Origin of the sequence: Pedobacter suwonensis (genome assembly GCF_900111825.1) — a bacterium.
Lineage (GTDB): Bacteria > Bacteroidota > Bacteroidia > Sphingobacteriales > Sphingobacteriaceae > Pedobacter > Pedobacter suwonensis.
The window spans coordinates 191,609-217,776 of the sequence record NZ_FOJM01000004.1; the positions used below are offsets into that span (position 1 = coordinate 191,609).

Below are 26,168 nucleotides of genomic sequence, written 5' to 3' on the forward strand. Positions count from 1 at the left end.
TGCCCAGTGTTATAGATCCACACTACCGATGGGTTAAAACCTGGCCTGGTGCGTAAACACCATAGTCATATGATGGAATACCCGTTTAGGTAGTACCCCTCAAATCTGCCTGGTTAGCTTCATTGAAAAATGAGTCGGTGAACTCACCTGTTGCTGGATCTATAAATAGTTGGTTCCAAACCTACAGGTTTCAAACAGGTGGGGCAGTATACAAAACCGTCAATTTTGATTTGTATTTTCGTCAAAATGGTGCTATTTTGGTTTTCAGGGCTGCTTTTTTCTGATATTCGGACGGGAGCTCGCCGAATTCTTCCTTAAAGCACTGACGAAAATAAATAGCACTGTTTATACCTACCATTAAAGAAACTTCTGTGATATTATACTGCCCTGAACGGAGAAGTCTGGCTGCTTTTTGTATCCTGATTTTACGTACCAGCTGGTTGATGTTTTTGCCTGTAAGCCCCTTTAATTTTCTGTACAGTGTAGATTGGCTCATGTTCATTTTGTCGGCAAGGGTAGCTGCGTCAAGTACCTCGTCCTGGATACATGCTTCCACCAGCATTACAAATTCCTGTACAAGAGCATTCTCCTGCCATAGCTCGGGGTTGTTTTCCGGTGGATTAACTTTCGTGTCACCTCTATCGCCAGAAAGCTGATTTAACATTGCGGTATATAAGGTTTTTCGCTTTAGCAGCAGGTTTTCGATGCGGCTGTTGAGAAGCTTTGGACTTATGGGTTTGGTGAGGTATGAGTCAACACCAAGAACATATCCCATTTCTTTATCAGTATTGGTATCTTTTGCCGTTAAGAATATGCTGGGAATGTGGCTGGTTTCGCGCAGTTCTTTCAGCTTTTTGAGCATGGTAAAACCATCCATATCGGGCATCATTACATCGCTTACCACTAAATCTGGAATGCGGTTTTTAGCCAGTTCAAATCCTTCCAAACCGTTGGCGGCAGTAATTACTTCATAATTTACTGATAGCACGGTAGCTAGATACTCCCTCAAATCTTTTTCATCTTCTATAAGAAGCACAACTGCACGTAAATCGTTAGCGGTTTCTACGGGATTAGATGAAGAAATGTGGAGATTATTTTGTGGTGTAGCAGGTACCGCATTGGTTAACAACCGTACGCAGAATTCACTCCCTTTACCCGGCTGGCTTTTTACTGAAATTTTTCCCTGGTGTATGGCTACCAGTTCTTTTACAAGTGCCAGGCCAATACCAGTTCCATGGCTAACTGTTTTCGATACCTGATAATACCGTTCAAAGATTTTATTAAGATGTTCTGCCTCGATTCCACATCCGGTATCTTTAACACAAATCAGGGCAGAAGTAGTTAAGTTGTCTTGCTCGTAGGTAAGATGAACCTCTATTTTTCCTTCAGCGGTATGTTTGCAGGAATTTGATAACAGGTTATCTAAAATTAATTGAACAATTTCGCCATCAAAGGTGGTTTTAATGTCTGGTTGTTCAATTGTACAGCTAATCTGCAGGTCGGTATTGGTATTAGCGTCAGCATATTTCTGTACAATTTGTTTTACCAGTTCACCCAGATAATCTTCGCCCAAAACCAGGGGTTTGTACTGCGATTCTACCTTACGAAATTCGAGTAACTGATTCACAAGCGAGAAAAGCCTGTTGGCATTCTTTTGCACCATCAATATGCCATTTTTATATTTAGACGCAAGTTTTTCTTCTTGTAAGAGGTCTTCCAAAGGCCCCAGTATGAGCGTGAGCGGAGTGCGAAGTTCATGGGTAATATTGGTGTAAAAATTCATTCGCTCCAGGTTTAGTTTTTCATGCTGCACCATTTGGAGTTTTTTTACGCGGAGTTCTGCCTCTGCATATACTTTCCTGATGTGAAAAAAGATCAGTGTAACAATAATTCCGGCAAACACCAATACATAACAAAACCAGGCAAATGTACTCAGGTAAAAAGGAGGAGAAATTTCAATGCGCATTTGCTGAGCACTATCAGACCAGTTTTCATTCTTCTGGCGGGTACGGATACGAAGCTCATAGTTGCCGTGAGGGATATTTCTGAAATCAACATTTTTTTTATCGCCCAGGAAAACCCATTTATCATCCAGTCCATGAAGCTGATAACTAAACTCCACCATGTCGTTCAGTGCATAATCCATTACCGCAAGCTCTACGCGAAAACTGTTTTCCTGATGTTCAAGTTCTATTTTTTCAGCAATGCCGGGTTGTTTTTCACTTTGTGTATTTGTTTCTCCAGCATTGAATACCACAAAACTGCTAATCCTGACGGGCGATTTAGGTAATACCAGAGGAACCTGCAGGGGATTAAAATATACAGCTCCCGATGGCATCCCGAAAAACAGAGAACCCTGCGCATCAGTACCGACACTATTGATGGTAAAACCGCCAAGGGGTATTCCGAAAGCCTGATCGTATCTGAAAAATTTTTTCTGTTTGATCAGGTAGCGCAACAAGCCCTGACGTGTAGAGCACCAAATGTTTCCACTTTTGTCTTCAGCAATAGCATTGATGGTTAACCAGGCTTTACCACCCGGCGGAACAATGGTTTCCAGCTCACCTGTTTTTTTTGTGGCCGGCTGGAGGCTTAAACCTTCGTTGGTCGCAATCCAGATGTTGTGCTGACGATCAGCAAATAAATGGTTGATGGTATTGCTGTTGATTCCCTGTCCTTTTATTATTTTTTTTATTAGCTTTCCGGTAGAGTTAAAAATATAAATACCCTGACCGTAGGTGCCTATCCATCTGTTGCCATTTTGGTCTTCTGCTATGGTACGTGGCGCATAGTCTCCGAGTGCAGGGCTATGGGTGGTTAATTTGCTGAATGCCCCGGTTTTGGAACGGATAAATACCCCTTCCTGGGCAGCGAAAGCGATGTTGCCTGCTTTATCTTCAACGATTGCTCTAACAGACGACATTTTTTCGCCGGTTTCTACCTTTTTCCAGGCCTGTGTGCGTGCATTAAAAAACGATACCCCACCATTTTGAAGACCGAACCATTTATTGTTGTCTCTGTCCTGTAACCCCGACAGAAGAAAATCGTCACCTATCGCGCTGTTGCCCGTGTTAATTTTATTTACCTTTCCATTAGGTTGAACATGTAATACCCCATCGCCAACAGTACCCAGCCATATGCTATTATCGCGGTCGTTTAAAATGCTGATGACGGTTGCCGGTTTTCCTTGTCCGGGAAATAATGCCTGTGTGGAAAGGATAGAGAAAAAGGGTTTAATATGGCTTGTAAAGGCAATACCACCACCGTAAATCCCCATCCACACATTGCCAAACTGGTCTTGATCAATGCTTTGGACCGATGAGGTTTTGCCACGGTTTAAATTAGCAGAGCTTATGTTTTTTATCTGCGAAATTGTGCCATCAGCCAGGTATTCGGGATTGAGCATAAATAGCTGTGATGACTCGGTGCCGAGCCATATGGAGCCGTTAATAGCTTTAATGGAGTAGATAAATGGCTCCTTTCCATTAATGCTTTTTGAAAAGAGATTTATTTTTTTCAGGCTTTTTGTTTTCGGGTCAAAGATGGCCAGGCCTTTTCTGGTTCCGATCCAGATGTTGTTAAATGGATCACAAAACAGCGATTTAACCTCATTGTCTGGTAGCAAACCCTTGCTATTACTCACATTGATAACCGTTACGCTACGGTTTTTGGGGTTCAGAATAGAAATTCCTTTATTTACATGGCCAATGTAAAGCGTTCCGTCTTTGTCTTCAATGAGTGTCCAGGTACTGTTTTCCGGCAGGTTAGGAAGGTTCTTTTTGTTAAAACGCTTAAATGTTTTGGTTGAGGTGTTGAAACGTTGTACGCCCTGGTGATAGGTGGCCAACCAGAGGTGGCCACTCTGCGATTTAATAATATCGGTAATATCGTTAGTGGCTAGCGATTGTGGATTTTTATCGTCATGAACGTAATATGAAAAACGATTGGTTTTTAAATCATAAACATTTAAGCCGTTTGCGCGTGTACCTATAAAAACCTGATCGTTATCATATAATAAGGTATTGATTTCATTACTGTTTACCGAAGAGCCGTCTGCCTTTTCTGATTTATAAAACTGTTTAAAAGAATTGCTGGCAAAACGGTTAAGGCCCAATTCAGTTGCAATCCAGATAAATCCATACTTATCATGTACAACATCTATTACCTGCTCGCTCGACAATCCTTCCTGAAGCGATAAAAACTTAGCCTGATTGGTTTGCGCCACCAGTGCAGTGCTGTATAAAAAAAGCGTTAATAATACCCTCAGTCCCAATTTCATAACCATCCCCTCCTGTGGAACTATCTTATTTTGCCACGATTACATTTGCCCCGCCCGGTAACAGTTTTACTTTCAGTTTTTTTGAATTATTTAATTTCACCTGTTTTATCTGAGGCGAACGGTCCTCAGCATCATTGTACAAAGTCGCTTCAGTACCCGATAACATCGGGAGCGAAATGTCTATCGTTTTCTCAGTCGTTTCAGCGTTTATCGCTGCAATATACCAGGTATCGCCATGGCGGCGTGCCAATACGCAATATTTCCCGGGATATCCGTCAATAAAGACCGTATTGTCCCAGGTGGTAGGCACTTTTTTCATAAAGTCGATGATATGAGGCGCAGCATCGCTAAGGTTATTAGGCGTAATGCCAAAATTTTGTACAGGATTCTGAAAAAGGATAGCAGTGGCCACCTGGAAAGTTTCTGTTGTTTTTCTAATGGTTCCCCCGTCGTTTTTTCTGTTATGGCGTTTATTTAAAAGAACCGGACCAAAATCCATTGCACCTACCGCATTGCGGATAAAGGGATGAAGACTGGCATTGAAGGCTTCCTTATCATTGGCATGTTGCCCAAATATCAGATTCTCTGATGCCAGTACGGCCTCACTGCCCGCATAGTTGGGATACATTTTTTCCCAACCTCGAGGTATTGTACAGCCATGGAAAATCACCGTTAAGCCAAAAGTATTGGCGTCAGCTAAAATATCTTCATAAAGTTTCATGGTTTCCTGTTTGTCGCCACCAAAAAAATCTACTTTGATCCCTTTTATGCCGATTTTTTGCATCCAGGCCATTTCCTGTTTTCTTGCAGGGGCCGTATTCATTTTATACTTAGGAGTTTGCGGCGCATCGTTCCAAAATCCATTAGAATTATACCATAAGGCAATACCAACATTTTTCTCTTTGCCATACGTAACCAGTTCCTCTATTTTTTTTCGTCCGATCCGGCTGTCCCACCAGTTATCGATCAGTACCAATTCATAACCCATAGCTGAAGAAAGATCGATGAATTTTTTCTGGTCTTCGAAATTGATGCTTTCATCTTGCCATAACAGCCAGCTCCAGGTAGACCGGCCAAAGGTATAATTTTTTGATGCCGGATATTGTGGCTCTACAACATCGAATGGCACAGTCGTTTCAACAATGGGTTTGAGTGTACGCCCTATGGTAATGGTACGCCAAGGGGTATTCCCTGGTAAGGATATGGTTGGGTTTGCACTACCAATGCCATTATTCTCACCCTTCTCCGGAAAAGCAATTTTGTAATGGCCATCTTTAGTTCCTTCACTCAGCTTTGATCCACAGTATAGCGAATTAACCCCTGTTTCAGAAAGCAGTACCCAGCCATCGTTCCCCAGATGGAAAAGCGCAGGAAAAGTATAACCTACACCATATTTTGAGGGGATCCCCATGGCCTGATCAGGATTGTATTCTTCCTCGTAGCTGGGCTTACTTTTCATCCAGCCAATCATCGGGGTAGCTTGCGGGGTTAAAAATGTAGTGGTATTTGCAGGAAATTTATATCCGCTCAATTCTTCTTCAATAACAAAGGTTGCGGGCTCACCGGTTTGCGGAACCTGATACCTGAAGGCAATGTCGTTATTGCTCACCCGGAATACCACTTCAAGCTGGTTTTTTGAAGCATTTTCAAACTTGCAGGTGAGCTCGTTTGCCTGGTAGTTTACACTGCTGATCTTAATTTTGGGTTCACTGTACCGCTCATCTATTTTTCGTAATTGCTGACCGGTCAATTTTAGCCCTGTTGACAAATCCATCTGGCTTCCACGAAGTCCCAAAGGAGACCGCTCAATCATTTCTTTTCCCTGTAATGTTACATTATAATAAAGTTTACCCTCATTTAAATAAAGCTTAACCATTAATTTTTGATCCGGGCTGGTCACGTTCATGTCCTGGGCGAAAGATAAAATGTGGAGGGCAACTAACGCCATTGCTAATAAGATGCCTTTACAATAATTCGTGGTTAAAGATTTGGGGATATTCATCACAACAGGATAAGTTTATTTGGTTTAGATTGATCGGATCAGTATTTGAAAACCGAAAATTAGGAAAAAATTTTAAATGTTATGATAACGTTTATTGTTTTTTCAAAATCTATTTTACCAGATACAGATATGATGTACCCCAATTAAAGGTTAGCAATTTATTAAAAACCTTATTTGTAAGCAGGTTACAGCTGCTTTTGATATTGGTGAACTGCAGACGATAAAAACACTTATCTATCAACGGATCAAACGCCAGGAGTCAAAATTAAAGAGGTTGCTACCTTCGCCCTTAAATACCAGATACAGATCGTGTACACCAGCGATCTGATTGATTTTACAAAGCTGGGCTTTCCAATCGTGAGCGCTGTTGGTTGATTTTACCTCCAGGTTACCCAACAGTTTTCCATTTAAACTGTCTGCCCTTAATTCTATATTCCCTTTTGAAGATTGTGCAGCAACAGTAGCTTCAAACTTACTTGCACCTTTGCCAAAATCTACACTGCGGATTTTGATGTAATCCCCATTATCAATGTTGGATACATAAATATTACCTGTTAAGCTATCTTTGAACGTTTTTATACCTTCAGACCATGCAATGGTTTCGGCTTCAACACGTTTAAAAGGATCCAGATTTGCAGCGCTTTTCAATACGCCTGATCTGGTGCGGTTAATTCTTGGAATCGAACCATCGGCATTAAAACTAAACGGTTCAATGCAAACGGAACGTTTGAAACCACCACCACCCGGTAAAGACCCGTCATGATAAAACAAATAAGACTGACCTTTAAAATCGATGTATCCGGGGTGATTGGTGAATGCACCACGATCTTCAATCACTTTCATAATCGTATCTCCATACAACCAGGGCCCGGTAGGCCCATCGCTGGTAGAATAAGCCAGATGTTCTGGTACGCCACCAGCCGGATAAAGCAGGTAATATTTGCTTTTTCGTTTAAAAAACCATGGTCCTTCTTCGTATTCTGATGGTCTCTTGTCTGCATCTTTTTTCCTCACACTAAAGCCTTGTTTGGTTAGCGGCACTTTTACGATTCCAACTTTTTCATCATAAGAGATCATGTCCTTATTCAGTTTTACGTAATACAATTCTGGATTGCCCCAATATAAATAAGCCTGTCCGTCATCATCAATAAAAACAGTAGGATCAATATACCCAAATCCTGTAAGTAATGGTTTACCAATGGCATCTTTAAAGCCCGATGTCGGACTGTCGGAGACCGCAACGCCAATTGCATTGCCGCCATTTTTTTGGTTTACAGGTAAGTAATAGTAAAATTTTCCGTTTCTGAAGATACACTGACCCGCCCATGCATCACCGCGCGACCAGCTAAAATCTTTGTAGGATAAAATAGCACCGTGATCAGTCCAGTTAACCATATCCTTTGAAGAATAACACCGCCAATCGTTCATCGTAAAAAAGTTTTTTACGGTAACATCTTCATCGTGAGAAGTGTATAGGTAAACGGTACCATTGTGTACCATTGGCGCCGGATCGGCGGTATAATAAGTCTGAATGATCGGGTTTTGGGCGAAGCTGTACAGCGCTGATAATATACAGGTTAACAGCGCTATTCCAAATATTTTTTTCTGCATTATTCTGATGTTATTTTAACAGGGACAGCATTGTTTTTGCATAACGTTCGCCAAGCATCCGATAGCCCTGTGCATTGAAATGGAGGTGATCAGCAGCTGCGGTACAGCCAGCTGATGAGATGATGTGTGCATTGGGAATTATGGTTGGCAAGGTTGCAATAATTTTATTCATTGATGCGCATGTTCCTCCCTGATCTGCGTTAACCACTTCACCGGCAAGAAGGGGTGTGGTTGACGGATTTAAATTTAAGTCCTTGATGAGGTGTTCATAAACCGCCTTCACTTTTTTTGGCCACTCCTGATCTCCGGTATTAGATTCGCCCTGGTGCATCATAATGCCCTTTATTACGCCTGATTGTTGTGCAATTTTGGCTAATTCTACCAAACGACCGTATGGATTTCCGCCGTAGGCGTTTAAGGCCGACTTCATCCAATCTGGTGCGGTAGCGGTATAGGTTTGATAAGAATCTTTATCAAATAACTCAATTTTGCAACCACCAACTGCTACATTGATCACGCCGATCCGCACATCTTTAGGAAGTGAATCTAAAAGCGTTCTGCCAAAATAGTCCATCGGTGTTAAGCCGGTTTTGCATCGGCACAAAGGTGGTTTAGCCGTATACCAATTGTCTTTTTTACGGCCTGATTCCGGACAGTCAACCGCCTGTAGCACCCTGAATCTATTGTTTACTGTTGTATCCTGAGGCTCGAAAGGCGCATTACCTTCCATATTGGATTGACCAAAGCTCAGAAAAACATATAATTTCTGATCCTGACCATAGGATTTTTCACTATTGCAAAACGTTAATGCAAGTAACACAATAACTCCTAATCTTAAGCTCAGTTTTTTTAAATAGCTTATGGCCTGTTTTAGTCTGTCTGCGGTTAATTTTTTCATACTCATTCATCATTTATACCTCTCGCTAAAGTATTAAATGCCACAGATTAGCAGTAGCATTTTTCGTCATAAAAAACGCTCATATGATTAAAATCGATCCGAATTATTCTATTGCTGGTTGCCAACCAGCTTCATTTCCTCAATATAGGTTTATATTGTTGGCAGATGATAATATGTAATTGTCAGGTAGATTTTTTTTTATTAAATCAACATTTCTGCTAACATATTATTCAAAGTTTCTATACTAAAATCTTCTTTTAGCATAGTTTTATCTTTTGCCTCACCTTTAGTTTTTAAATGTATTTTATCTGAAAACAGGGGCAAAATTTTAACCAAATAAATATTAAAGATCAAATAAGCATGTCAAAAAATGATCTGTCACTATTCATCCATAAAGTTTATGATCAAGAGAGCGATAAATAATTAGCAATTAAAATAATTCAGGTAAATGGAAGCCGTATCACAGACAGTTCTTCTTATGTAACTAATGTTGTTTTGCTTGTTGATGGAGGTAATTCCATAGGATTTTAAAACGAAGTAAATGATTGTATCCTGATTTGAATGAAATTTTCAGGAATCTTATTAACCTAAAATGAATAAAAATGAATCTAAAATTTAAGAGCCAATCTGCATTGGCCATTGCCCTGATGGTTGCCTTAGGGAGTTCCTGCCAGGAAAAAAAGAAAGATGCTGAGGAAAAAGAAACCTCAAAAACAGAGAAGAAACAATATCTTTCTGAGCCATTGGTGAGAGAAATTTATACTGCAGATCCTTCTGCACACGTATTTAACGGTAAAATTTATATCTATCCGTCGCATGATATCGAATCAGGCGTAAAAGAAAATGACAATGGCGATCATTTTGATATGAAAGATTATCGGATTCTGAGTATGGACAGCATTGGTGGCAAGGTTACCATTCATGATACTGCACTATCTGTAAGTGATATTCCATGGGCAGGAAGGCAATTATGGGCGCCAGATGCAGCCTATAAAAATGGTACGTATTATCTTTATTTTCCTGTTAAGGATAAAAATGATGTTTTCAGGATCGGGGTGGCCACCTCTAAAAATCCGGCCGGGCCTTTTAAAGCAGCTAAAGAACCGATTGAAGGCAGTTTTAGTATTGACCCGGCGGTGTTTACCGATACCGATGGCAGCAGCTACATGTATTTCGGTGGGATCTGGGGTGGACAGCTTCAGCGCTGGAAAGATGGGAAATATGATCCGAATGGTTCTAAAACCGATTCTCAAAAAGAAAACGAACCTGCCTTAACCGCAAAAGTTGCGAAACTAAGTAAGGATATGATGGCTTTTGACGGTAAAGTGAAAGATGTGGTTATTTTAGATCAGCAAGGTAAACCACTTCTGACAAAGGATCACGATCGCAGGTTTTTTGAAGGTGCCTGGATGCATAAGTATAATGGTAAATATTATTTTACCTATTCAACAGGCGATACCCATTACCTGGCATCAGCCATTTCAGATAGCCCCTGGGGACCTTTTAAATACCAGGGCACTTTTATGACGCCTGTAGAGGGCTGGACTACTCATCACTCCATTGTTGAAATTAAAGGTAAGTGGTATATTTTTTATCATGATACCCAGCTTTCCGGAAAAACACATTTAAGAAATGTGAAAGTAACCGAGCTGAAGCATCTTGAAGATGGCACGATTGAGCTGATAAAACCAAATAAGGGTTAATACCGGCGGCAATTCAGATACTAAATCCATCAATACATTCGTCATTCCCGCGCAGGTGGAAATCTTCAAGCAAGTGTTTTAAGATTCCCAATCAAGTTGGGAATGACGATTCCCTGAGGGATATTATCTGCCCTATTTATCTGTTAACCTAAACTCGATAATTATTTAATTAAAATACTCCCTATCCTCAGGATTGACAATTCTATCTTTACATCAAACACTAAAGAGGCGTAATTGTGCAAAGGCTTTTTAGTAGCGAGTCGTCTTTTTCGAAATCTTTGGTATGAAGACCTATCTTTGTATAAAAGACCCTGAAACAAGTTCAGGGTGACGAACGGTAAGAATGAACGTAGTTACGCGAAGATCTTTAAAACTGACCGCATATTCTGAAATTCCTGCACAAGATCAATTTTTGCATAAAAGACCCTGAAATAAGTTCAGGGTGACGAACGGGAAGAATGATCGTAGTTACGCGAAGATTTTTCAAACTGACCGCACACTCTGAAATTCCTGCACAAGATCAATTTTTGCATAAAGACCCTAAAATGAATTCAGGGTGACGAAAGGCGAAGCAATCTATTCAATAATAAGATTGCTTCGTCGTTCCTCCTCGCAATGACGAATTTTTTACGAAAATCTATAGATTGTTATTTCAAAGCCCGCGCTCGTTTTTAACGAGTGCGTAGGTAGCTCAACGATTTTATCGTTTTTTGTGCAAAATTCATTATTATCAACGCTCGTTTACTCACTATCGTGAGTTTAAGTTATTTAGAATTATAAATTTTATCATTTCCGCTATAATCAATCCATTTAAAGCTGGCCGTATTATCACTTGGCTGACCAGATGAGGTAGCATAGAGTGCGAAAAGAGACCCGATAAATCCACCAGCAGCCTGCGTACTTAAATATTTGCCATCAACGTCTTTTTTCAGAATCAGCCAGTCGCTATTTCCATGACGATATTTGAAATCGTACAAGCCGCCTTTAGCTTCAATCGCGAGCTGTAGATTGGCTGATGACTCAGGCAAAGGCAATTCCGTAATTAACACCATTTGTTTTGTAGCCTGATCGCCTTTAAAAAGCTGAATGACGTCTCTATTTTCTTTAATGGATTTACACATGAAGTAAAAATTAAACTCCCCCTGAAAGATCATAAATCCTGCTTTTTCATTTTCAGATCTCGGTAAAAAATGTAGTGATGTACTGGCTGAACAGAACATGTGTTGCTGCCTTTTGCCTAAAAAAGCTGGATTTCCTTTTTCCATGCAGGTTTCTGGCTTAAGTTTCATCGTTAGCCCATTTTTCTTGTCCAGTTTGTACCATGAACTGTCGTTTTTTCTTAAAAATAACAGGGATGGATCTAAAACTTTATCAAATGTGGTGCGATAAGAAAAATTACCACTTTGTGGTGGCGTTCCCTTTTGTTTAACTTCTTTAAAATTCGCCTCATATTGATATTGTACTTCTTTGAAATCGGGATTGATTACCGGCCATCCATCCGTCCATTTAACCGGCGCGATGAAAGTTTCTCTTCCGGTGTTGTAAAAATTCCCTTCATATGGACGCACGGCAAGAAAAATGGCGTAAGTTTTTCCATCAGGTCCTTCAACCAGTTCGGCATGGCCGGTTGAGGTAATCGGATTTGCACGGTTGGGGTCTAAATCCCGTTGCGTGAGAATGGGATTTTTTTCATAAGGTACATATGGGCCGGTAGCAGAGCGACTTCTAAGGATAACCTGCGAATGGTTTACACTCGTGCCACCTTCAGCAGCGCAGATATAATACCAATCACCGCGTTTAAAAATGTGTGGCCCTTCAATCCAAACCGGTTTTTTAGAAATATCCACACCACCATTTACGAGCAAATGCTCTTCCCCTTTAACTTTGAGTGTTGCAGGATCAAATTCATAGGTGCGGATGGTACGGTGGCCGCTATAAAGGGGTTTGTTGTCAGGAGCATCACTGTTGTAAACAATATAGGCCTTATCCTGATCAAAAAATAAAGATGGATCTATTCCGCGTACATCACGAAGCCATACCGGATCGCTCCATGGACCTGCGGGATTTTTAGCCGTCATCACAAAATTTCCGCCCTTATCTATATTGGTACAAGTCATATAAAAGGTTCCGTTATGGTAATTGATAGACGGCGCGAACAGACCGCGTGAGGTTCCGTCGCCCAGAAAAGTCATCTGCGAATTTCGCTCAATCACATTTCCAATCTGTTTCCAGTTTTTTAAATCCTTGCTGTGAAAAACAGGAATGCCCGGAAAATAGGAAAAGGTAGAATTAACCAGGTAATAATCAGATCCCACTTTAGTGATACTTGGATCCGGATAAAAACCGGCAAGAATGGGGTTGGTAAATTTTATTTGGGCAAATGCTTGTGTGGTAAAGCATAATAAAAATAGATAAAGGATTTTTTTCATAATTGTATTTGGTTATTGAGGAAATATGCTCGGATTTTTGATGTTAATTTTAAAATAGGATTTTTGCGATTATCTAGTGAAGTATATTCTCTCTATTTAAAGTTTCGCTGATGCCCAGTTCGAGTCCGCGTAGTTCGGCAAGGCCTTTAAGTCTTCCTATAGCAGAGTAGCCAGGGTAAGGATTTTTATCTAAATCATCGAGCATCTGGTGCCCGTGATCGGGGCGCATAGGGATCGCACGGTTTTCTTCGGACATGAGTTTTAGGATAGCCCTGACCAAAATGCTCATCTCTGCATTTCCTTCCAGGTGGTTGGCTTCATAAAAGTTGCCGTTATCCTCTCGCTGAACGCTGCGCAGATGTAGAAAATAGATTTTGTTGCCCAAACGTTCAATCATCCCTTTTAAATCATTATCCGGCCTGGCACCGAAAGACCCGCTACAAAAACAGATTCCATTGGAAGGTGCAGGTACTGCCTGTAATATTTTGTGCGCATGTTCTTCTGTGCTCATAATTCTGGGCAGACCCAAAATCGGGTAGGGAGGATCATCCGGATGAATAGCGAGTTGTAATCCATTTTGATCCGCCGTTGGCGTAATTTCCTTTAAAAAACTGATTAAATTATTGCTGAGTATTTCTGCAGAAATGTTTTGATATCCTTCTAATAAATTCAATACCTGATCTTTGGTAAAATGATCTTTACTTCCCGGCAGGCCCTGCAAACAGTTGCTCATTAAAGTGCTTTGTTCTTTTGCATTGAGTTTAATAAAGAAATTTTTGGCATCTTCCAGTTCCTGCGCCGTATAGTCAGCACTTGCACCCGGTCGGTTTAGCAAATAAAGGTCAAACGCAATGAACGCTGTTTTCTCAAATCGTAAGGCGAGTGCGCCGGTACTGGTTTTAAATTTTAAATCGGTACGCATCCAGTCTAACACCGGCATGAAATTGTAGGTAATTACTTTAATGCCGCAGCTGGCCAGATTTTTCAGACTGATTTTATAATTTTCAATCCACTGCTGATATTCGCCCTGTCTCTTTTTTATGTCTTCATGTACCGGTAAACTTTCTACCACTTCCCAAACCAGACCAGAAGATTCTATGAGTGATTTCCGGGCCATTATTTCCTTTTCAGTCCAGATTTCTCCAACGGCGATATGATGTAAAGCCGTTACTACTCCAGTGCAGCCTGCCTGCAGGATATCGGCAAGCGTAACAATATCATCAGGGCCATACCAGCGCATGGTTTGGATCATTTTCATAGCATCACGGTATTGTTTTCAAAGATTTTATGATTGCAGATCATCGGATTTCCTGTCTGCTTTTTACGCTGAGCAGTAATACATCGCCGCTCTTTAAGGTTGTTTTTCATATTTGGTTTTTAGGTTTGGTCCTGTAAAATGTTATGCCCGCAACCATTTGGATTTTTTTCTGCAATCGATTGCTAAAAAGCTTAACCATGCTAATTTTTTCTTAGCTTAGTTGATGTTTAAAGTCTGTTAATTACGAGATGCTTCCGGTAAGATACCTTTTTCCGAGAAGTATCTCTAAACCGAAGTTCATTAAAGATTTTTAAATAAATGATGATTTGTTCTGCTTAAAGGCATTTTTGAACATTTTTGCACTCAAAATAATCAATGGTTCCATTACCCTGATGTGCGATGCGCTTAAGTTTGTATTAATAATTAATTTCAGGCAGGCTATCAATTATTGCTGCCAATCACCGCTAACCAATTCAAATGAAACGATTAATCTCCATCTTCGCCACACTTATTTTTATTCAGGTTGCAGTTTTCGCACAAAAGCAGATTCCTGCGGCGCCTGCAGATTTCGATGTTAATCAGGAAAACATCCCACATGGTAAAATAGATACGATCCAGTATGCATCAAAAACTGTTGGGACAAACAGAAAAGCTACTATTTATTTCCCGCCAGGTTACCTGAAAACCAAAAAATACCCTGTTTTATATCTGCTCCACGGTATTGGTGGCGATGAAAAGGAATGGCTGAACGGCGGTAAACCTCAGGTAATTTTTGATAACCTGTATGCTGCGGGAAAGCTTGCACCGATGCTGGTGGTGATGCCGAACGGAAGGGCGATGCAAGATGACCGTGCTACCGGAAATATTATGGCTCCGGATAAAGTTGCTGCTTTTGCAACCTTTGAAAAGGATCTGTTACAGGATCTGATTCCATATGTAGAAAAAAATTATCCTGTTTTTAAAGACAGGGAACACAGAGCGCTTGCCGGATTGTCTATGGGCGGTGGTCAATCCTTAAATTTTGGATTGGGTAATTTAGATACTTTTGCCTGGGTTGGCGGCTTTTCTTCTGCGCCAAATACCAAAGTGCCTGCTGAATTATTGCCAGATCCGGCCAAAGCTAAAACCATGCTTAAGTTGCTTTGGATCTCCTGCGGGGATAACGATAGATTACTTAATTTCTCTCAACGTACCCACGAATACCTGGTAGAAAAAAATGTACCTCATATTTATTATGTTGAACCGGGCGTGCATGATTTCAAAGTATGGAAAAATGATCTTTACCTGTTTAGTCAGTTGTTATTTAAACCTGTTGATCAGGCTGCCTTTCAGAAGTATAGCCTAAATCCTTAACGACTGATTATTCTGCTCCATGAAAAAAATTGTAACCCTGCTGCTGTTCACCAATGTTGTTTTATCAAGCCTTGCCCAGCAAAAACCAAAGTTAAAAATATGGTATAATAGCCCGGCTGGCCAAACTTGGGAAAATGCATTACCTGTGGGTAACGGCAGGCTTGGCGCAATGGTTTATGGAAATGTAGTTAATGAAATTATTCAGCTAAATGAACATAGCCTTTGGAGCGGTAGTCCCAACAGAAATGATAATCCTTTGGCATTAGATTCATTGCCCCGCATTAGAGCGCTTATTTTTGACGGCAAACAAAAACAGGCAGAACTGCTTGCCAATAAGGTGATCATCAGCAAAAAATCTCAGGGACAGATTTTTCAACCTGTTGCAGATTTACACCTGGATTTTGCTGGTCATGAAACCTATACCAACTTTTACCGTGAATTAGACATCAGTAATGCGGTGAGCACCACCACTTACCAGGTAAAAGATGTTGTTTACACCCGGCGTGTGCTGGCCTCGCTGGCCGATGGTGTTATTGCGGTTGAACTTCGCTCGAGTGAACCGGGTGCATTAAGCTTTACGGCTTCCTTATCGTCTCTGCAGCCCAGTGCTAAAATGAATACACAGGTGCCAGGGCAAATTGAAATTACAGGAACTGCTACCTCTCATGAGGGCGTACCGGGGCTTGTCCGCTTTGATGGGATCGCGGCATTTAAGCATATTGGCGGTAAAATCTCCAGTACCGGGCGTACAATTGTGGTAGAAAATGCCAATGCGGTAACCATTTATTTGGCTATTGCCACCAACTTTATCAATTACAAAGATATTAGCTGGGATGAAAAGTTAAAGGCCAGGGAAATGCTAAACCGCGCGTTGCCTAAAAAATTTGAGGCTGTTTTAAAAGCGCATCAATTACAATATCACAAATATTTTGATCGGGTAGATTTATCGTTAGGGAAAAGTGATTTTGAACATATACCTACTGATATCAGGCTGAAGAACTTCAATTCGGTTAATGATCCGCAGTTTGCAGCTCTTTATTTTCAATATGGACGCTACCTGCTCATTTCGAGCTCTCAGCCGGGCGGACAGCCTGCTAATCTGCAAGGCATCTGGAATAATAAACTATATCCACCATGGGACAGTAAGTATACGATCAATATTAATGCAGAAATGAACTATTGGCCTGCAGAGAAAACCAATCTGGCCGAGTTGCATGAGCCTTTCTTAAAAATGGTTCAGGAACTGGGCGAAACCGGAAAGCAGACTGCCCATGATATGTACGGAGCGAGGGGATGGATGGCGCATCACAATACAGATATCTGGAGAACAACTGGTGCTGTTGATGGCGCATTCTGGGGCGCATGGACTCATGGTGGTGGTTGGGCGAGTCAGCACCTTTGGGAACACTATCTTTACAGTGGCGATCAGTCATTTCTCAAATCAGCCTATCCAACTTTAAAAGGGGCAGCTATGTTTTATGTTGATTTCCTGGTTAAAGACCCTAAAAGAGGGTTTTTAGTCATTAATCCGGATATGTCTCCTGAAAATGCCCCTCCTGCGCATCAGGGCTCTTCGCTCGATGCCGGAACAACCATGAGTAATCAAATTGTATATGATGTTTTTAGTTCGGTAATCCGTGCGGGAGAGATTCTGGGTGAAGATAAGGCCCTGGTTGATACGTTGAAAAAGATGCGCAGCCAGCTCCCGCCAATGCAGGTTGGACAATATGGGCAGTTGCAGGAATGGATTGATGATATCGACGATCCAAATGATCATCACCGGCATGTATCTCATTTATATGGCTTATTCCCATCTGCTCAGATATCGCCATACCTAACACCGGATTTGTATGCAGCGGCCCGGAAAACACTCTTGCAACGGGGCGACGTTTCTACTGGCTGGAGCATGGGATGGAAAGTGAACTGGTGGGCAAGGCTGCTGGATGGAAACCATGCCTACCAGCTTATTCAGAGCCAGTTAACACCTGTGGGAGGAAACCGTGCAAGCGGTGGTACTTACAATAATCTTTTTGATGCGCACCCGCCTTTTCAGATTGATGGTAATTTTGGTTGTACTTCGGGTATTGCAGAAATGCTGATGCAATCAGATAACGGCGCCATTCAACTTTTACCTGCACTGCCCGATGTATGGAAACCAAGCGGACATGTTAACGGCTTAAGAGCGAAAGGTGGATTTGAGATTGTTGAACTGGAATGGGTGAACGGTATGGTTACCAAATTGGTGATTAAATCGCACTTAGGCGGAAATTTAAGGATCAGGGTACCTAATGAATTAAATTTATCCAAACTCAAAGCTAAAAAGGCCACTGGTGACAATGAAAATCCTTTTTTCTTCGTTAACAAGACACCAAAACCGGTAATTTCCAAGCTGGCGCCAGCTGTAACTATTGATTTGCCTGAAACTCAATTGTATGATATTAAAACAGCTATTGGGAAAACCTATACGATTTATAAAAAATAAAAAATCTCTGTTTTACCGCAAAGTTCGCAAAGTTTTTGACGCGAAGGAGGTAAAGATTATGGGTATATTAATTGCACTTCTAATAACAATGAAATAATCGTCATCTCGACTGAAACGCAGTAAAATGCCCGCCCGTACAGGCGGGAAGAGATCTTTACTTGCTAAAGACCCTGAAACTAGTTCAGGGTGACGATATCTTGGAGGAATTACTGAATGGATTTAGCTTCGCTGAAACTCGGGTTATTGATTGTGTTGCACTTTCATTGGTAGAATCCATTAGTAAAGTCGTCATCTCGACTGAAGCAACGCGAAGTGGAGAGATCTATTGAAATAGATTTCTCGACTACGTTGCACTTCGCTCGAAAGGACGAACTCGAAGTGTGAAATAAATCTTTAGGGACATGATTCAACATTGTATTCCTACTCATAATCCCGGCTTTTGGTCAGCTCCTTCAGCGACTGAAGATCGTGGACCGGGCGTTCAATTTCAAATGGAATTTCTCTTCTGCTAAACTGCTGGAAATAAAGTAAACAGGCATCTTTCCAGATTTGGGCATCTCTGCTCTGTGTTCGGAGTTTAGATTGCACCTCTGCAAAACGTTCGCTATCTATCGATCCCTTTATTTTGTCCCAGTTTTTCTGAAAAGACCTCACCTGTTGAACGCCATGGTCATAACGGATGCATAGTTCCGTCCACAAATCCCTGCCGTTTTTTAAACGGTAAGACCAGGGTACATGATGAAACCACAGCAGGTAAATTTCCGGACAGCTGGAAAGGCTATTAAAGGTTGAGCTTAATGGCTCATGATACTGATCAACCGCATCACTTCCGCTTCTGGTCCTGTCAAAACCTATTCCTGCTGTATCTGCCTTATGGTAATAAACAGAGGTCCAGTCGGGGCGGATTTTATCATTGGAAAACCAAGGTGCCGGTCCATAATGATGACCTTCCGCAAAAATATGGTGTAAACCCAATGGCATCATATAATCAACGGCTGCTTCTCTGCTGTCAAGCATGATTTCCTGGATGGTTTTAATGAAGTTGGCGTCGGTTTTCTTTTCTTTATCATCCAGAAAAGTCTGTTTTAGCCATTCCTCAGCAATTGTTTTGCTTTCGAGTTTGTTGTTCCAGGCCAGGCGTCCGAAAGCATACCAGTTTGCCTGGGCAAAAGTATGTCCGGTCCAGTTTACATCGTTGCCAATATTGGCCACACCAGCAATGGCGGTAAAATCTGTTTTGCTTAATGAGCCATCGGTGCAGGCGGCTACTGTACTGCCCTTTCCGTTTTTGTAAGTGTCGCTATTTAAACATTCTTCCCATAAGGTAGAGAGGAAAACGAGTTGCCTGGAAGCGCCCAGATACTCCTGGGTGATTTGGAATTCAGGCATCACCGGCGTGTCCGACATGGCGCCAAATAATGGGCTAAAGGGTTCTCTGGGCTGAAAATCAAGCGGTCCGTTTTTTACCTGCAAAATTACATTTTTCTTAAAGGCTCCGTCCAGCGGTAAAAATTCTTTATAAGCCTGTTTGGTCCTGTCTTCTGGTGATGGGTTGTAAACAAAGGCGCGCCACATCACGATTCCGTTAAAAGGAGCCAGGGCGTCGGCCAGCATATTCGCACCATCCACGTGGGTTCTTCCGTAATCCTGCGGACCAGGTTGCCCCTCACTGTTGGCTTTAACCAGAAATCCTCCAAAATCAGGAATGAGTTTATAGATTTCTGCTGCTTTATCTTTCCACCATTGTTTAACCAAAGGATCCAATGGATCTGCCTTCTTTAATTTGCCAATAAGCACCGGTGATGAAAAATTAACAGATAAATAGGTTTTTATTCCGTAAGGACGCAAACTTTCTGCAATGGCTTTTACCTTTTCCAGGTAAGCCGGAGACAGGATTTTTGCAGAAGCATTTACATTGTTTAAAACCGCACCGTTAATGCCAATTGATGCATTTGCCCTGGCATAAGCTTTCCATTTTTCTCGGTCCTGATTTGTAATATTTAATCCATTCGCCGTATTGCCCCAAAATATCGAACTTCCGGCATAACCTCTTTCAATGCTGCCATCCAGGTTATCCCAATGGTTCAGGATTCTTCTGGAGTAGGATGGATTTGAAATGACGTTGCGTTGCGGCAGGTTAAGGTATTGGCGCCTTAATAATTCGTAGGTGCCATATAATAAACCCAGTTCTGTGCGGGCGTTAATTGCTGTTTCTTCCAATTGAAATCCATCACGCTTGATCGACGGATTTTTAGTTAAATTAAGTTTAATGGTCATATTTTCCTTACCCAACCAGCCATTTCTGAGTTCAGCTATGGCAAGATCTACAGTAGCGGAGCGTACTGTGCTTGAAATATTAACTTTTATAGCAGAATGGTTTCTAAGCCATAGGGCGTGGCCATCTTCCGCTTTTAATACTGTGGCCTGGTTTAGCATCAGCAATGCAACGATAATGATCCTTTTAATATATGCCATTTTTCCTTTTACAATTATGCTATGATATATTTGATCTAATTTTCAGCTGCTCAGGCCGAATCTTTTTCTTTTATTGAGATAAATGCCGGAATGTTTAACGCTGTTGAAAACGCCACCAGTCTATATCAATTCCGTTAGCCGAATCAACCCCAGATACTACCAGATACAGATCTTGTTTCCCCTTGATAAGTTCTGCTTTTCCGGTATGCAGTTGTAAACCAGCTGCCTGTTTTCCGGTCGAAACCAGTTTTGCAATCTGTTTTCCATCTAAACTGCCTGCGCGCACCTCAAGGCTTATACCCGGTGAGAGGCCGCTGATTTGGGCGCTAAATAGCTTTGGACCTTTTTTGCCAAAGTCTACACCTTGAACTTTGATCCAGTTATTATTTTTCATGCCCGAAATCTGCATTCCGCCATCAGCCGTATTTTTAGTCATGATCCCCTCCTGATCCTGCAGGGTTTCGGCTTCGTTACGTTGGTAAGGATTTACTGCGCCAATTTGCGTTACGCCATTTACAGTATAATTAATCTGAACAATCGAACCGTCCGGCTTATAATTTAACTCTTCAATTGCCAGATTCCTTTTGTAAACCGGAGGAATACCTTTTTTAATAGCCACAACTCTGTTATGATAAGCATGGTACCATTTTCCTTTAAATTCAAATATGCCGTGGTGATTATTATTGTTATTGTTGGGTGGTTGTGCGCCAATAACACCTTTGTAAACAAATCCGGTGGTCGGATTTGTACTCATCATATAATCAATCCTCATTTCTGCCTTAGGATTAGAGGAATACGAAAAATAGTAATTGCCGTTTCGCTTGTGCATCCATGAAGCTTCGAAAAAAGCAGGCACATGAAATGAAGTTGCGCGCCCATTCACGCTGATCATATCTTCATTTAATTTAATTACGCGCATATTGTCTTCGCCATTGCCTCCGAAATATAAATAGGCCTGTCCGTCATCATCTAAAAAGGCCATCGGATCGAATAACCACATATTTTTTGCAGGCTGTACACCAGGCGTCTCATTATCAATTAACTTTTTGCCCAATGGGTCTTTAAATGGTCCGATAGGAGAGGAGGAGGTAGCTACACCAATTCCTGAGCCGCCATTACCAAAATACAGGTAAATTTTACCATTTCTTGCAATAACTGAAGGCGCCCAGGTTCTGCTGGCCCAGGTTACATCACGTGGCGCCTCAAACACCACACCATGGTCGGTCCAGTTTTTCATATCACTGCTGGAAATACAAACAATGGATTTCATTTTATAACCACTATCCTTATCATCGGTATTGTCATCATCGTTTGAGGCATACAGGTAAACCCTTCCGTTATAAACCAGCGTGGCCGGGTCTGCAAGGTGACGATGGCTGGCAATATGGTCATCAGCATAAGAATTTTTAGCCAGCATGAATAATAGACAAAATAGGAGCGTGAGTTTAGGGTATTTTTGGTTTGCTTGTTTCATTATCATTGTTGTAGATTGTTAATGGTTTATTGCAAGAATTAATGAGTTATCTTAGTTACAGATTAGTTTACTCGAATAACTTTTTTGATGATATTTCCGCTGTTGGCAGCTAACTCATCTGGTTGGCTACCACCGATTGCCAATGTAATACTGCCTTTGTAAAATTGTTTCGATCCATTCTGGTCAACATAAGCAAGATCATTGGCTTTTAAGCTGAATTTAACCAGCTTACTTTCTCCGGGTTCAAGGCTGATTCGCTTGAAGCCTTTTAAAGCTTTAGCTGCTGATTTGATTGATTTTTGGTTATTGAGCTGGTACAATTGAACAACTTCGTCGCTCTTCACACTTCCTTTATTACTAACCTGAACCGATATCTCCATGCCTTTTCCAGCTTTTAATACCGCAGGAGCAACACACTTTTCATATAAAAAAGAAGAATAGCTAAGTCCATAGCCAAATCCATAGAGTGGTTTACCTTTAAAATAACGGTAAGTTCGGTTGCTCATGCTGTAATCGCTGAAATCACCAAGGTCCTGATCACTTGCGTAAAAGGTAACTGGTAATCGCCCGGATGGGCTGTAATCGCCAAACAGAATATCCGCTACGGCTTCGCCTGTAGCCTGACCACCATACCACGCATTCAGAATAGCCGGAATGTTTTCAGCTTCCCATGGTATGGCGATGGCACTACCGGTCATCATCACGAAAACAATTGGTTTTCCAGTCTCTTTAAGCGATTTCATTAAGGCCGTTTGAACGGCAGGTAGCATGATAGAAGTTCTGTCCCCTCCGCTAAATCCAGGATAATCCACTTTCATTTCCTCTCCTTCAAGTTGTGGAGAAATCCCGCCTACAAATACGAAGGCATCAGCATCTGCATGGCTTTTGGTCAGCGCATTGAAATCGGTTTTTACAAAGGTGCCAGCCTTAAAGCGGATGTTTGCACTTCCTTCTCCTTGCCAGTATTCTACAACCAGATTGTAAACCGAGTCTTTTACGGTCTCTAGTTTATAGGTTTTAGCGCCCCATCGGTTCCTCGACCAGGCATCAATTACATTTTTACCGTTAATCATAAAACGATAGCCGTCATCAGCATTCAATTCAAAAGTGATCGAACCTGAGGCGGATGGTTTAAATGTGGTACTGTATCTGGCAGAAAAATGGTTGGCTGTTAATTTATCGGCAATTTTTTCACCTTCCTGCCAATTGTTTTCAATTCTGGGTTCTGTACGGGTTAATACTGGTTCGCCTTCAAGCGTAGTGTTGTTAAAATACTCTGACTTAAATCCCTGAACGCCGTTTATTCTGTATTCGTTGTCTAAATCAAGGTAACTTAATAACGTATCATTGGTGAATGAAATGGCCTGCTGGTAAACTACATTGGTCTGCTGGCCAACCTTTTCCCTGATGCCCGCTAAAACTGTGGTAATTTTTGAAGGAATTCCGTTATAATTACCCAATACTGAAATTGAATTATCAGCATTAGGGCCCAATACAACAATTTTTCTGAGGTTCTTTTTTAATGGCAGGGTATGTGATTCATTCCGGAGTAACACCATCGATTCGCGGGCCATTTTAAGGGCATGTGCTTTATGCTCGCTATTTTCAAGCACAGTAGCAGGGGTATTGGCATATTTAACCATGGAAGGCGGGTCAAACATGCCCAACCGGAACCGGATCATAAATAGTCTTTTCACCGAAACATCAATGTCTTTTTCTTTAATGATGCCCGTTTTTACTGCAGTGATCAACGCCTTGTAGGCCTCGGTACCGCAATCCAGATCCGTTCCGTGAAAAACAGCGTCGGCTGCCGCCGATGCTGCATTTGGATGGGTTTTATGGTTTTTATAAAAGTCGTCTATCGCCCAGCAATCAGAGGTAACATAACCTTTAAAGTTCCATTTTCTGCGTAGAATATCGGTCATTAAAAGATCATTGGCGCAACAAGGCTGGCCTTGAAAGGCGTTATAAGCGCACATTACACCCGCAACTTTAGATTGTGTAACCAGTTTTTCAAATGCGGGCAGGTAGGTGTCCCATAAATCGAAAGCGCTTACTGTGGTATTAAAAACATGCCGAAGTGGTTCCGGACCGCTGTGTACCGCATAATGCTTGGCGCAAGCAGCAGCTTTAAGGTATTTTGGATCATCACCTTGCAGGCCTCTAACAAAAGCGTCGCCGAGCGTGCCTGTCAGGTAAGGATCTTCACCGTAGGTTTCCTGGCCTCTTCCCCAGCGCGGATCCCGGAAAATATTAATGTTCGGAGTCCAGTAGGTCAGGCCAAGATAACGTTCATTTGTTCTTCCCAGTGCTAACGCTTTATTGTAAATAGCCCTACCTTCTAAAGCAGAATAATCGGCCATTTTATAAAGTGCAGATGGATTAAAAGTTGCAGCCATGGCAATGGCCTGAGGAAAAACAGTAACTTTAAAAGGCGTTCTGGCTACTCCATGTAAAGTTTCGTTCCACCAGTCGTATGCCGGAATCTTAAAGCGGGGAATCGCCGGTGCCGAGTTAAGCATTTGCATAACCTTTTCATCCAGGCTAAGTCTTGAAACCAGATCATCTACCCGCTTTTCAAAAGGAAGTTTGTAGTCTTGAAATGGATACTCCTGGGCGCCGGCGAAACCGCAGAAACTGCAGAGCAAGATTGCAAGAAATAATTTTTTAAGGTCGTTGTGTTCTCTCATAACTGTGCTGCTAAAAGCTTACTGCTAAGAATTTTTTTGTATCTGTTTGTTATTGCAGATTAAAAGATTCGATGATTTAGATTGATCTGGTTAATAGTGCCTGTATGTAGACGTAAAGCGTTTTTAAATTAAAATTTTATATCCTCAGTATGACTGTAAAAGTCATTTTTTTTATATGTTCAAACGACTCAAGGTAAGACTGTTAGTTAAAATTTTACCACCTCATAAAATGCTTTTTTGGGCATCAGATTTTGATCAAATAACAGCGGAAAATTTTTCCGGCCACGGTTGTCCAGCCAGCTGTATTGATCTGATAAATTCCAGAAAGTTACACCCGTGATGTTAGCTTTATATTTACGCAGCACTTCAAAAATCATTTTATATTGCTGGCGCTGCTTTTCTTCCATTTCAGGTGTAAACTGTTCGGTATTGCTACTTTTATTGCCCTGGATTAACCGTCCGCCCTGATTGCCGCTATAAACCGATACATCCAGCTCTGTAATCTGAATTTTAAGCCCTAATGAGGAAAATAGGGCGATGGATTTTTCCAGTTCAGAACGACTTGGATTATTTACAGACCAATGGCCCTGTAATCCAACGCCATGGATTGGCACACCCTTAGCCAGCAAACCTTTAAGCATTTTGTAAATTTTCTCACGTTTAGATGGCTGTTCTGTGTTATAGTCGTTGTAAAACAACTGGGCATTGGGATCAGCCTGGTGGGCATACCTGAAAGCCATTTCTACAAAATCCTCGCCTGCGATCTGGTATAGCGGCGATTTGCGGAAATAGGCAGAATCATCTGCTATAACCTCGTTAACCACATCCCAGGCATATATATCTTTTTTATATCTGCTTACAACAGTATTAATGTGCGTTTGAATTCTTTTTAACAAAGTTTCTTTGGATACCACACTTCCATCTTCATTTTTAAATAACCAGCGAGGGGTTTGATTATGCCATACCAAACAATGCCCACGCAGCTTCAGTCCATTTATCCTGGCGAACGATGCGATAGAATCTGCCATTTTCCAGTTATAGGTGTTTTCCATAGGATGGATCGGGCCCATTTTCATTGCATTTTCAGCTGTGATGCTGTTGAACTGGTTAAGAATTAAATTCCGCTTATCACCGCTAAGGTCCCATGGGGTAACCGCCACACCTATGGGAAAATATTTTCGGTAATAGTCTTTTAATCCTTTGGTGTTAAACTCCTTGTTTTTATATGCACTGAACATGATGCCAGTAACCAAAAGTAAAACGGCCAGGTAAGGGAAGATTTTCGGTTTTCTCATATTTGATCAGGTAAGCGATAAAGTTGCAAAATCGCAGGTTTTTTGTGCTGACCAAGCTTCTTATCGTCAATTTAAGGAAACAAATGTCATGTAATGAATTTATGACATGATGGCCTCGCTGCTTATTGGGTTATTAATTTAACCAATTTTGAGCGATTTGATGCTTTTTTGAACATCTGTTCTTATTGTTTTGACAAATATGACTGCCGGTGTATTTAC

Annotated in this window: 13 protein-coding genes; 3 read left to right on the forward strand and 10 right to left on the reverse strand. The window is 41.4% G+C overall.

The genetic code is table 11. The features are described 5' to 3' along the window. Nucleotides 1-241 precede the first annotated feature (241 nt). The 4 genes from BM107_RS07055 to BM107_RS07075 form a co-directional block, all read right to left on the reverse strand. On the reverse strand, nucleotides 242-4,279 hold the full coding sequence (locus tag BM107_RS07055) for a hybrid sensor histidine kinase/response regulator transcription factor (RefSeq protein WP_159435207.1): 4,038 nt from the start codon (nucleotides 4,277-4,279) through the stop codon (nucleotides 242-244). A gap of 25 nt (nucleotides 4,280-4,304) precedes the next feature. Then, entirely contained in the window at nucleotides 4,305-6,281 is a 1,977-nt protein-coding gene (locus BM107_RS07060; protein WP_166672324.1) for a glycoside hydrolase family 97 protein, read from the reverse strand. Between the two features lie 237 nt (nucleotides 6,282-6,518). Further along, a complete protein-coding gene (locus BM107_RS07070; RefSeq protein WP_090981692.1) occupies nucleotides 6,519-7,892 on the reverse strand; it encodes a glycoside hydrolase family 43 protein in 1,374 nt (457 codons plus the stop codon). Nucleotides 7,893-7,902: 10 nt separating this feature from the next. Next, nucleotides 7,903-8,790 carry a sialate O-acetylesterase gene (locus tag BM107_RS07075; protein WP_090981694.1) on the reverse strand — a complete coding sequence of 296 codons (888 nt, stop codon included), beginning with the start codon at nucleotides 8,788-8,790 and terminating at the stop codon, nucleotides 7,903-7,905. Nucleotides 8,791-9,392: 602 nt separating this feature from the next. On the opposite strand from BM107_RS07075, the gene BM107_RS07080 reads away from it, so the two are divergent. Continuing rightward, nucleotides 9,393-10,493, forward strand: a complete 1,101-nt coding sequence (locus tag BM107_RS07080; RefSeq protein WP_090981695.1) for a glycoside hydrolase family 43 protein — start codon at nucleotides 9,393-9,395, stop codon at nucleotides 10,491-10,493. Between the two features lie 764 nt (nucleotides 10,494-11,257). Here BM107_RS07080 and BM107_RS07085 read toward each other — a convergent pair. Continuing rightward, nucleotides 11,258-12,922 (reverse strand): glycoside hydrolase family 43 protein, encoded by a 1,665-nt coding sequence (locus BM107_RS07085; RefSeq protein WP_090981696.1) that lies wholly within the window; start codon nucleotides 12,920-12,922, stop codon nucleotides 11,258-11,260. A 73-nt stretch (nucleotides 12,923-12,995) separates the two neighbouring features. Beyond that, entirely contained in the window at nucleotides 12,996-14,180 is a 1,185-nt protein-coding gene (uxuA, locus tag BM107_RS07090; RefSeq protein ID WP_090981699.1) for a mannonate dehydratase, read from the reverse strand. A 477-nt stretch (nucleotides 14,181-14,657) separates the two neighbouring features. On the opposite strand from uxuA, the gene BM107_RS07095 reads away from it, so the two are divergent. After that, nucleotides 14,658-15,533, forward strand: coding sequence for an alpha/beta hydrolase (locus BM107_RS07095; RefSeq protein ID WP_090981701.1), 876 nt, complete (start codon nucleotides 14,658-14,660; stop codon nucleotides 15,531-15,533). A 19-nt stretch (nucleotides 15,534-15,552) separates the two neighbouring features. Continuing rightward, nucleotides 15,553-18,015 carry a glycoside hydrolase family 95 protein gene (locus BM107_RS07100; RefSeq protein WP_090981702.1) on the forward strand — a complete coding sequence of 821 codons (2,463 nt, stop codon included), beginning with the start codon at nucleotides 15,553-15,555 and terminating at the stop codon, nucleotides 18,013-18,015. A 420-nt stretch (nucleotides 18,016-18,435) separates the two neighbouring features. Here the strand turns inward: BM107_RS07100 and BM107_RS07105 are convergent, their stop codons facing one another. The 4 genes from BM107_RS07105 to BM107_RS07120 form a co-directional block, all read right to left on the reverse strand. After that, nucleotides 18,436-20,490, reverse strand: a complete 2,055-nt coding sequence (locus BM107_RS07105; protein WP_090981704.1) for an alpha-glucuronidase — start codon at nucleotides 20,488-20,490, stop codon at nucleotides 18,436-18,438. Between the two features lie 94 nt (nucleotides 20,491-20,584). Continuing rightward, a complete protein-coding gene (locus tag BM107_RS07110; protein WP_208864349.1) occupies nucleotides 20,585-21,964 on the reverse strand; it encodes a glycoside hydrolase family 43 protein in 1,380 nt (459 codons plus the stop codon). Between the two features lie 62 nt (nucleotides 21,965-22,026). Then, nucleotides 22,027-24,654 (reverse strand): glycoside hydrolase family 3 protein, encoded by a 2,628-nt coding sequence (locus tag BM107_RS07115; protein WP_090981709.1) that lies wholly within the window; start codon nucleotides 24,652-24,654, stop codon nucleotides 22,027-22,029. 206 nt (nucleotides 24,655-24,860) lie between these two features. Further along, a complete protein-coding gene (locus BM107_RS07120) occupies nucleotides 24,861-25,949 on the reverse strand; it encodes an endo-1,4-beta-xylanase (RefSeq protein ID WP_090981711.1) in 1,089 nt (362 codons plus the stop codon). Between the last annotated feature and the right edge of the window lie 219 nt (nucleotides 25,950-26,168).

What these genes read in the sequence shown, in the direction of transcription:
- BM107_RS07055 (WP_159435207.1), bottom strand. Translation starts at nt 4,279, where the DNA reads ATGAAATTGGGACTGAGGGTATTATTAACGCTTTTTTTATACAGCACT.
- BM107_RS07060 (WP_166672324.1), bottom strand. Translation starts at nt 6,281, where the DNA reads ATGAATATCCCCAAATCTTTAACCACGAATTATTGTAAAGGCATCTTA.
- BM107_RS07070 (WP_090981692.1), bottom strand. Translation starts at nt 7,892, where the DNA reads ATGCAGAAAAAAATATTTGGAATAGCGCTGTTAACCTGTATATTATCA.
- BM107_RS07075 (WP_090981694.1), bottom strand. Translation starts at nt 8,790, where the DNA reads ATGAAAAAATTAACCGCAGACAGACTAAAACAGGCCATAAGCTATTTA.
- BM107_RS07080 (WP_090981695.1), top strand. Translation starts at nt 9,393, where the DNA reads ATGAATCTAAAATTTAAGAGCCAATCTGCATTGGCCATTGCCCTGATG.
- BM107_RS07085 (WP_090981696.1), bottom strand. Translation starts at nt 12,922, where the DNA reads ATGAAAAAAATCCTTTATCTATTTTTATTATGCTTTACCACACAAGCA.
- uxuA (WP_090981699.1), bottom strand. Translation starts at nt 14,180, where the DNA reads ATGAAAATGATCCAAACCATGCGCTGGTATGGCCCTGATGATATTGTT.
- BM107_RS07095 (WP_090981701.1), top strand. Translation starts at nt 14,658, where the DNA reads ATGAAACGATTAATCTCCATCTTCGCCACACTTATTTTTATTCAGGTT.
- BM107_RS07100 (WP_090981702.1), top strand. Translation starts at nt 15,553, where the DNA reads ATGAAAAAAATTGTAACCCTGCTGCTGTTCACCAATGTTGTTTTATCA.
- BM107_RS07105 (WP_090981704.1), bottom strand. Translation starts at nt 20,490, where the DNA reads ATGGCATATATTAAAAGGATCATTATCGTTGCATTGCTGATGCTAAAC.
- BM107_RS07110 (WP_208864349.1), bottom strand. Translation starts at nt 21,964, where the DNA reads ATGAAACAAGCAAACCAAAAATACCCTAAACTCACGCTCCTATTTTGT.
- BM107_RS07115 (WP_090981709.1), bottom strand. Translation starts at nt 24,654, where the DNA reads ATGAGAGAACACAACGACCTTAAAAAATTATTTCTTGCAATCTTGCTC.
- BM107_RS07120 (WP_090981711.1), bottom strand. Translation starts at nt 25,949, where the DNA reads ATGAGAAAACCGAAAATCTTCCCTTACCTGGCCGTTTTACTTTTGGTT.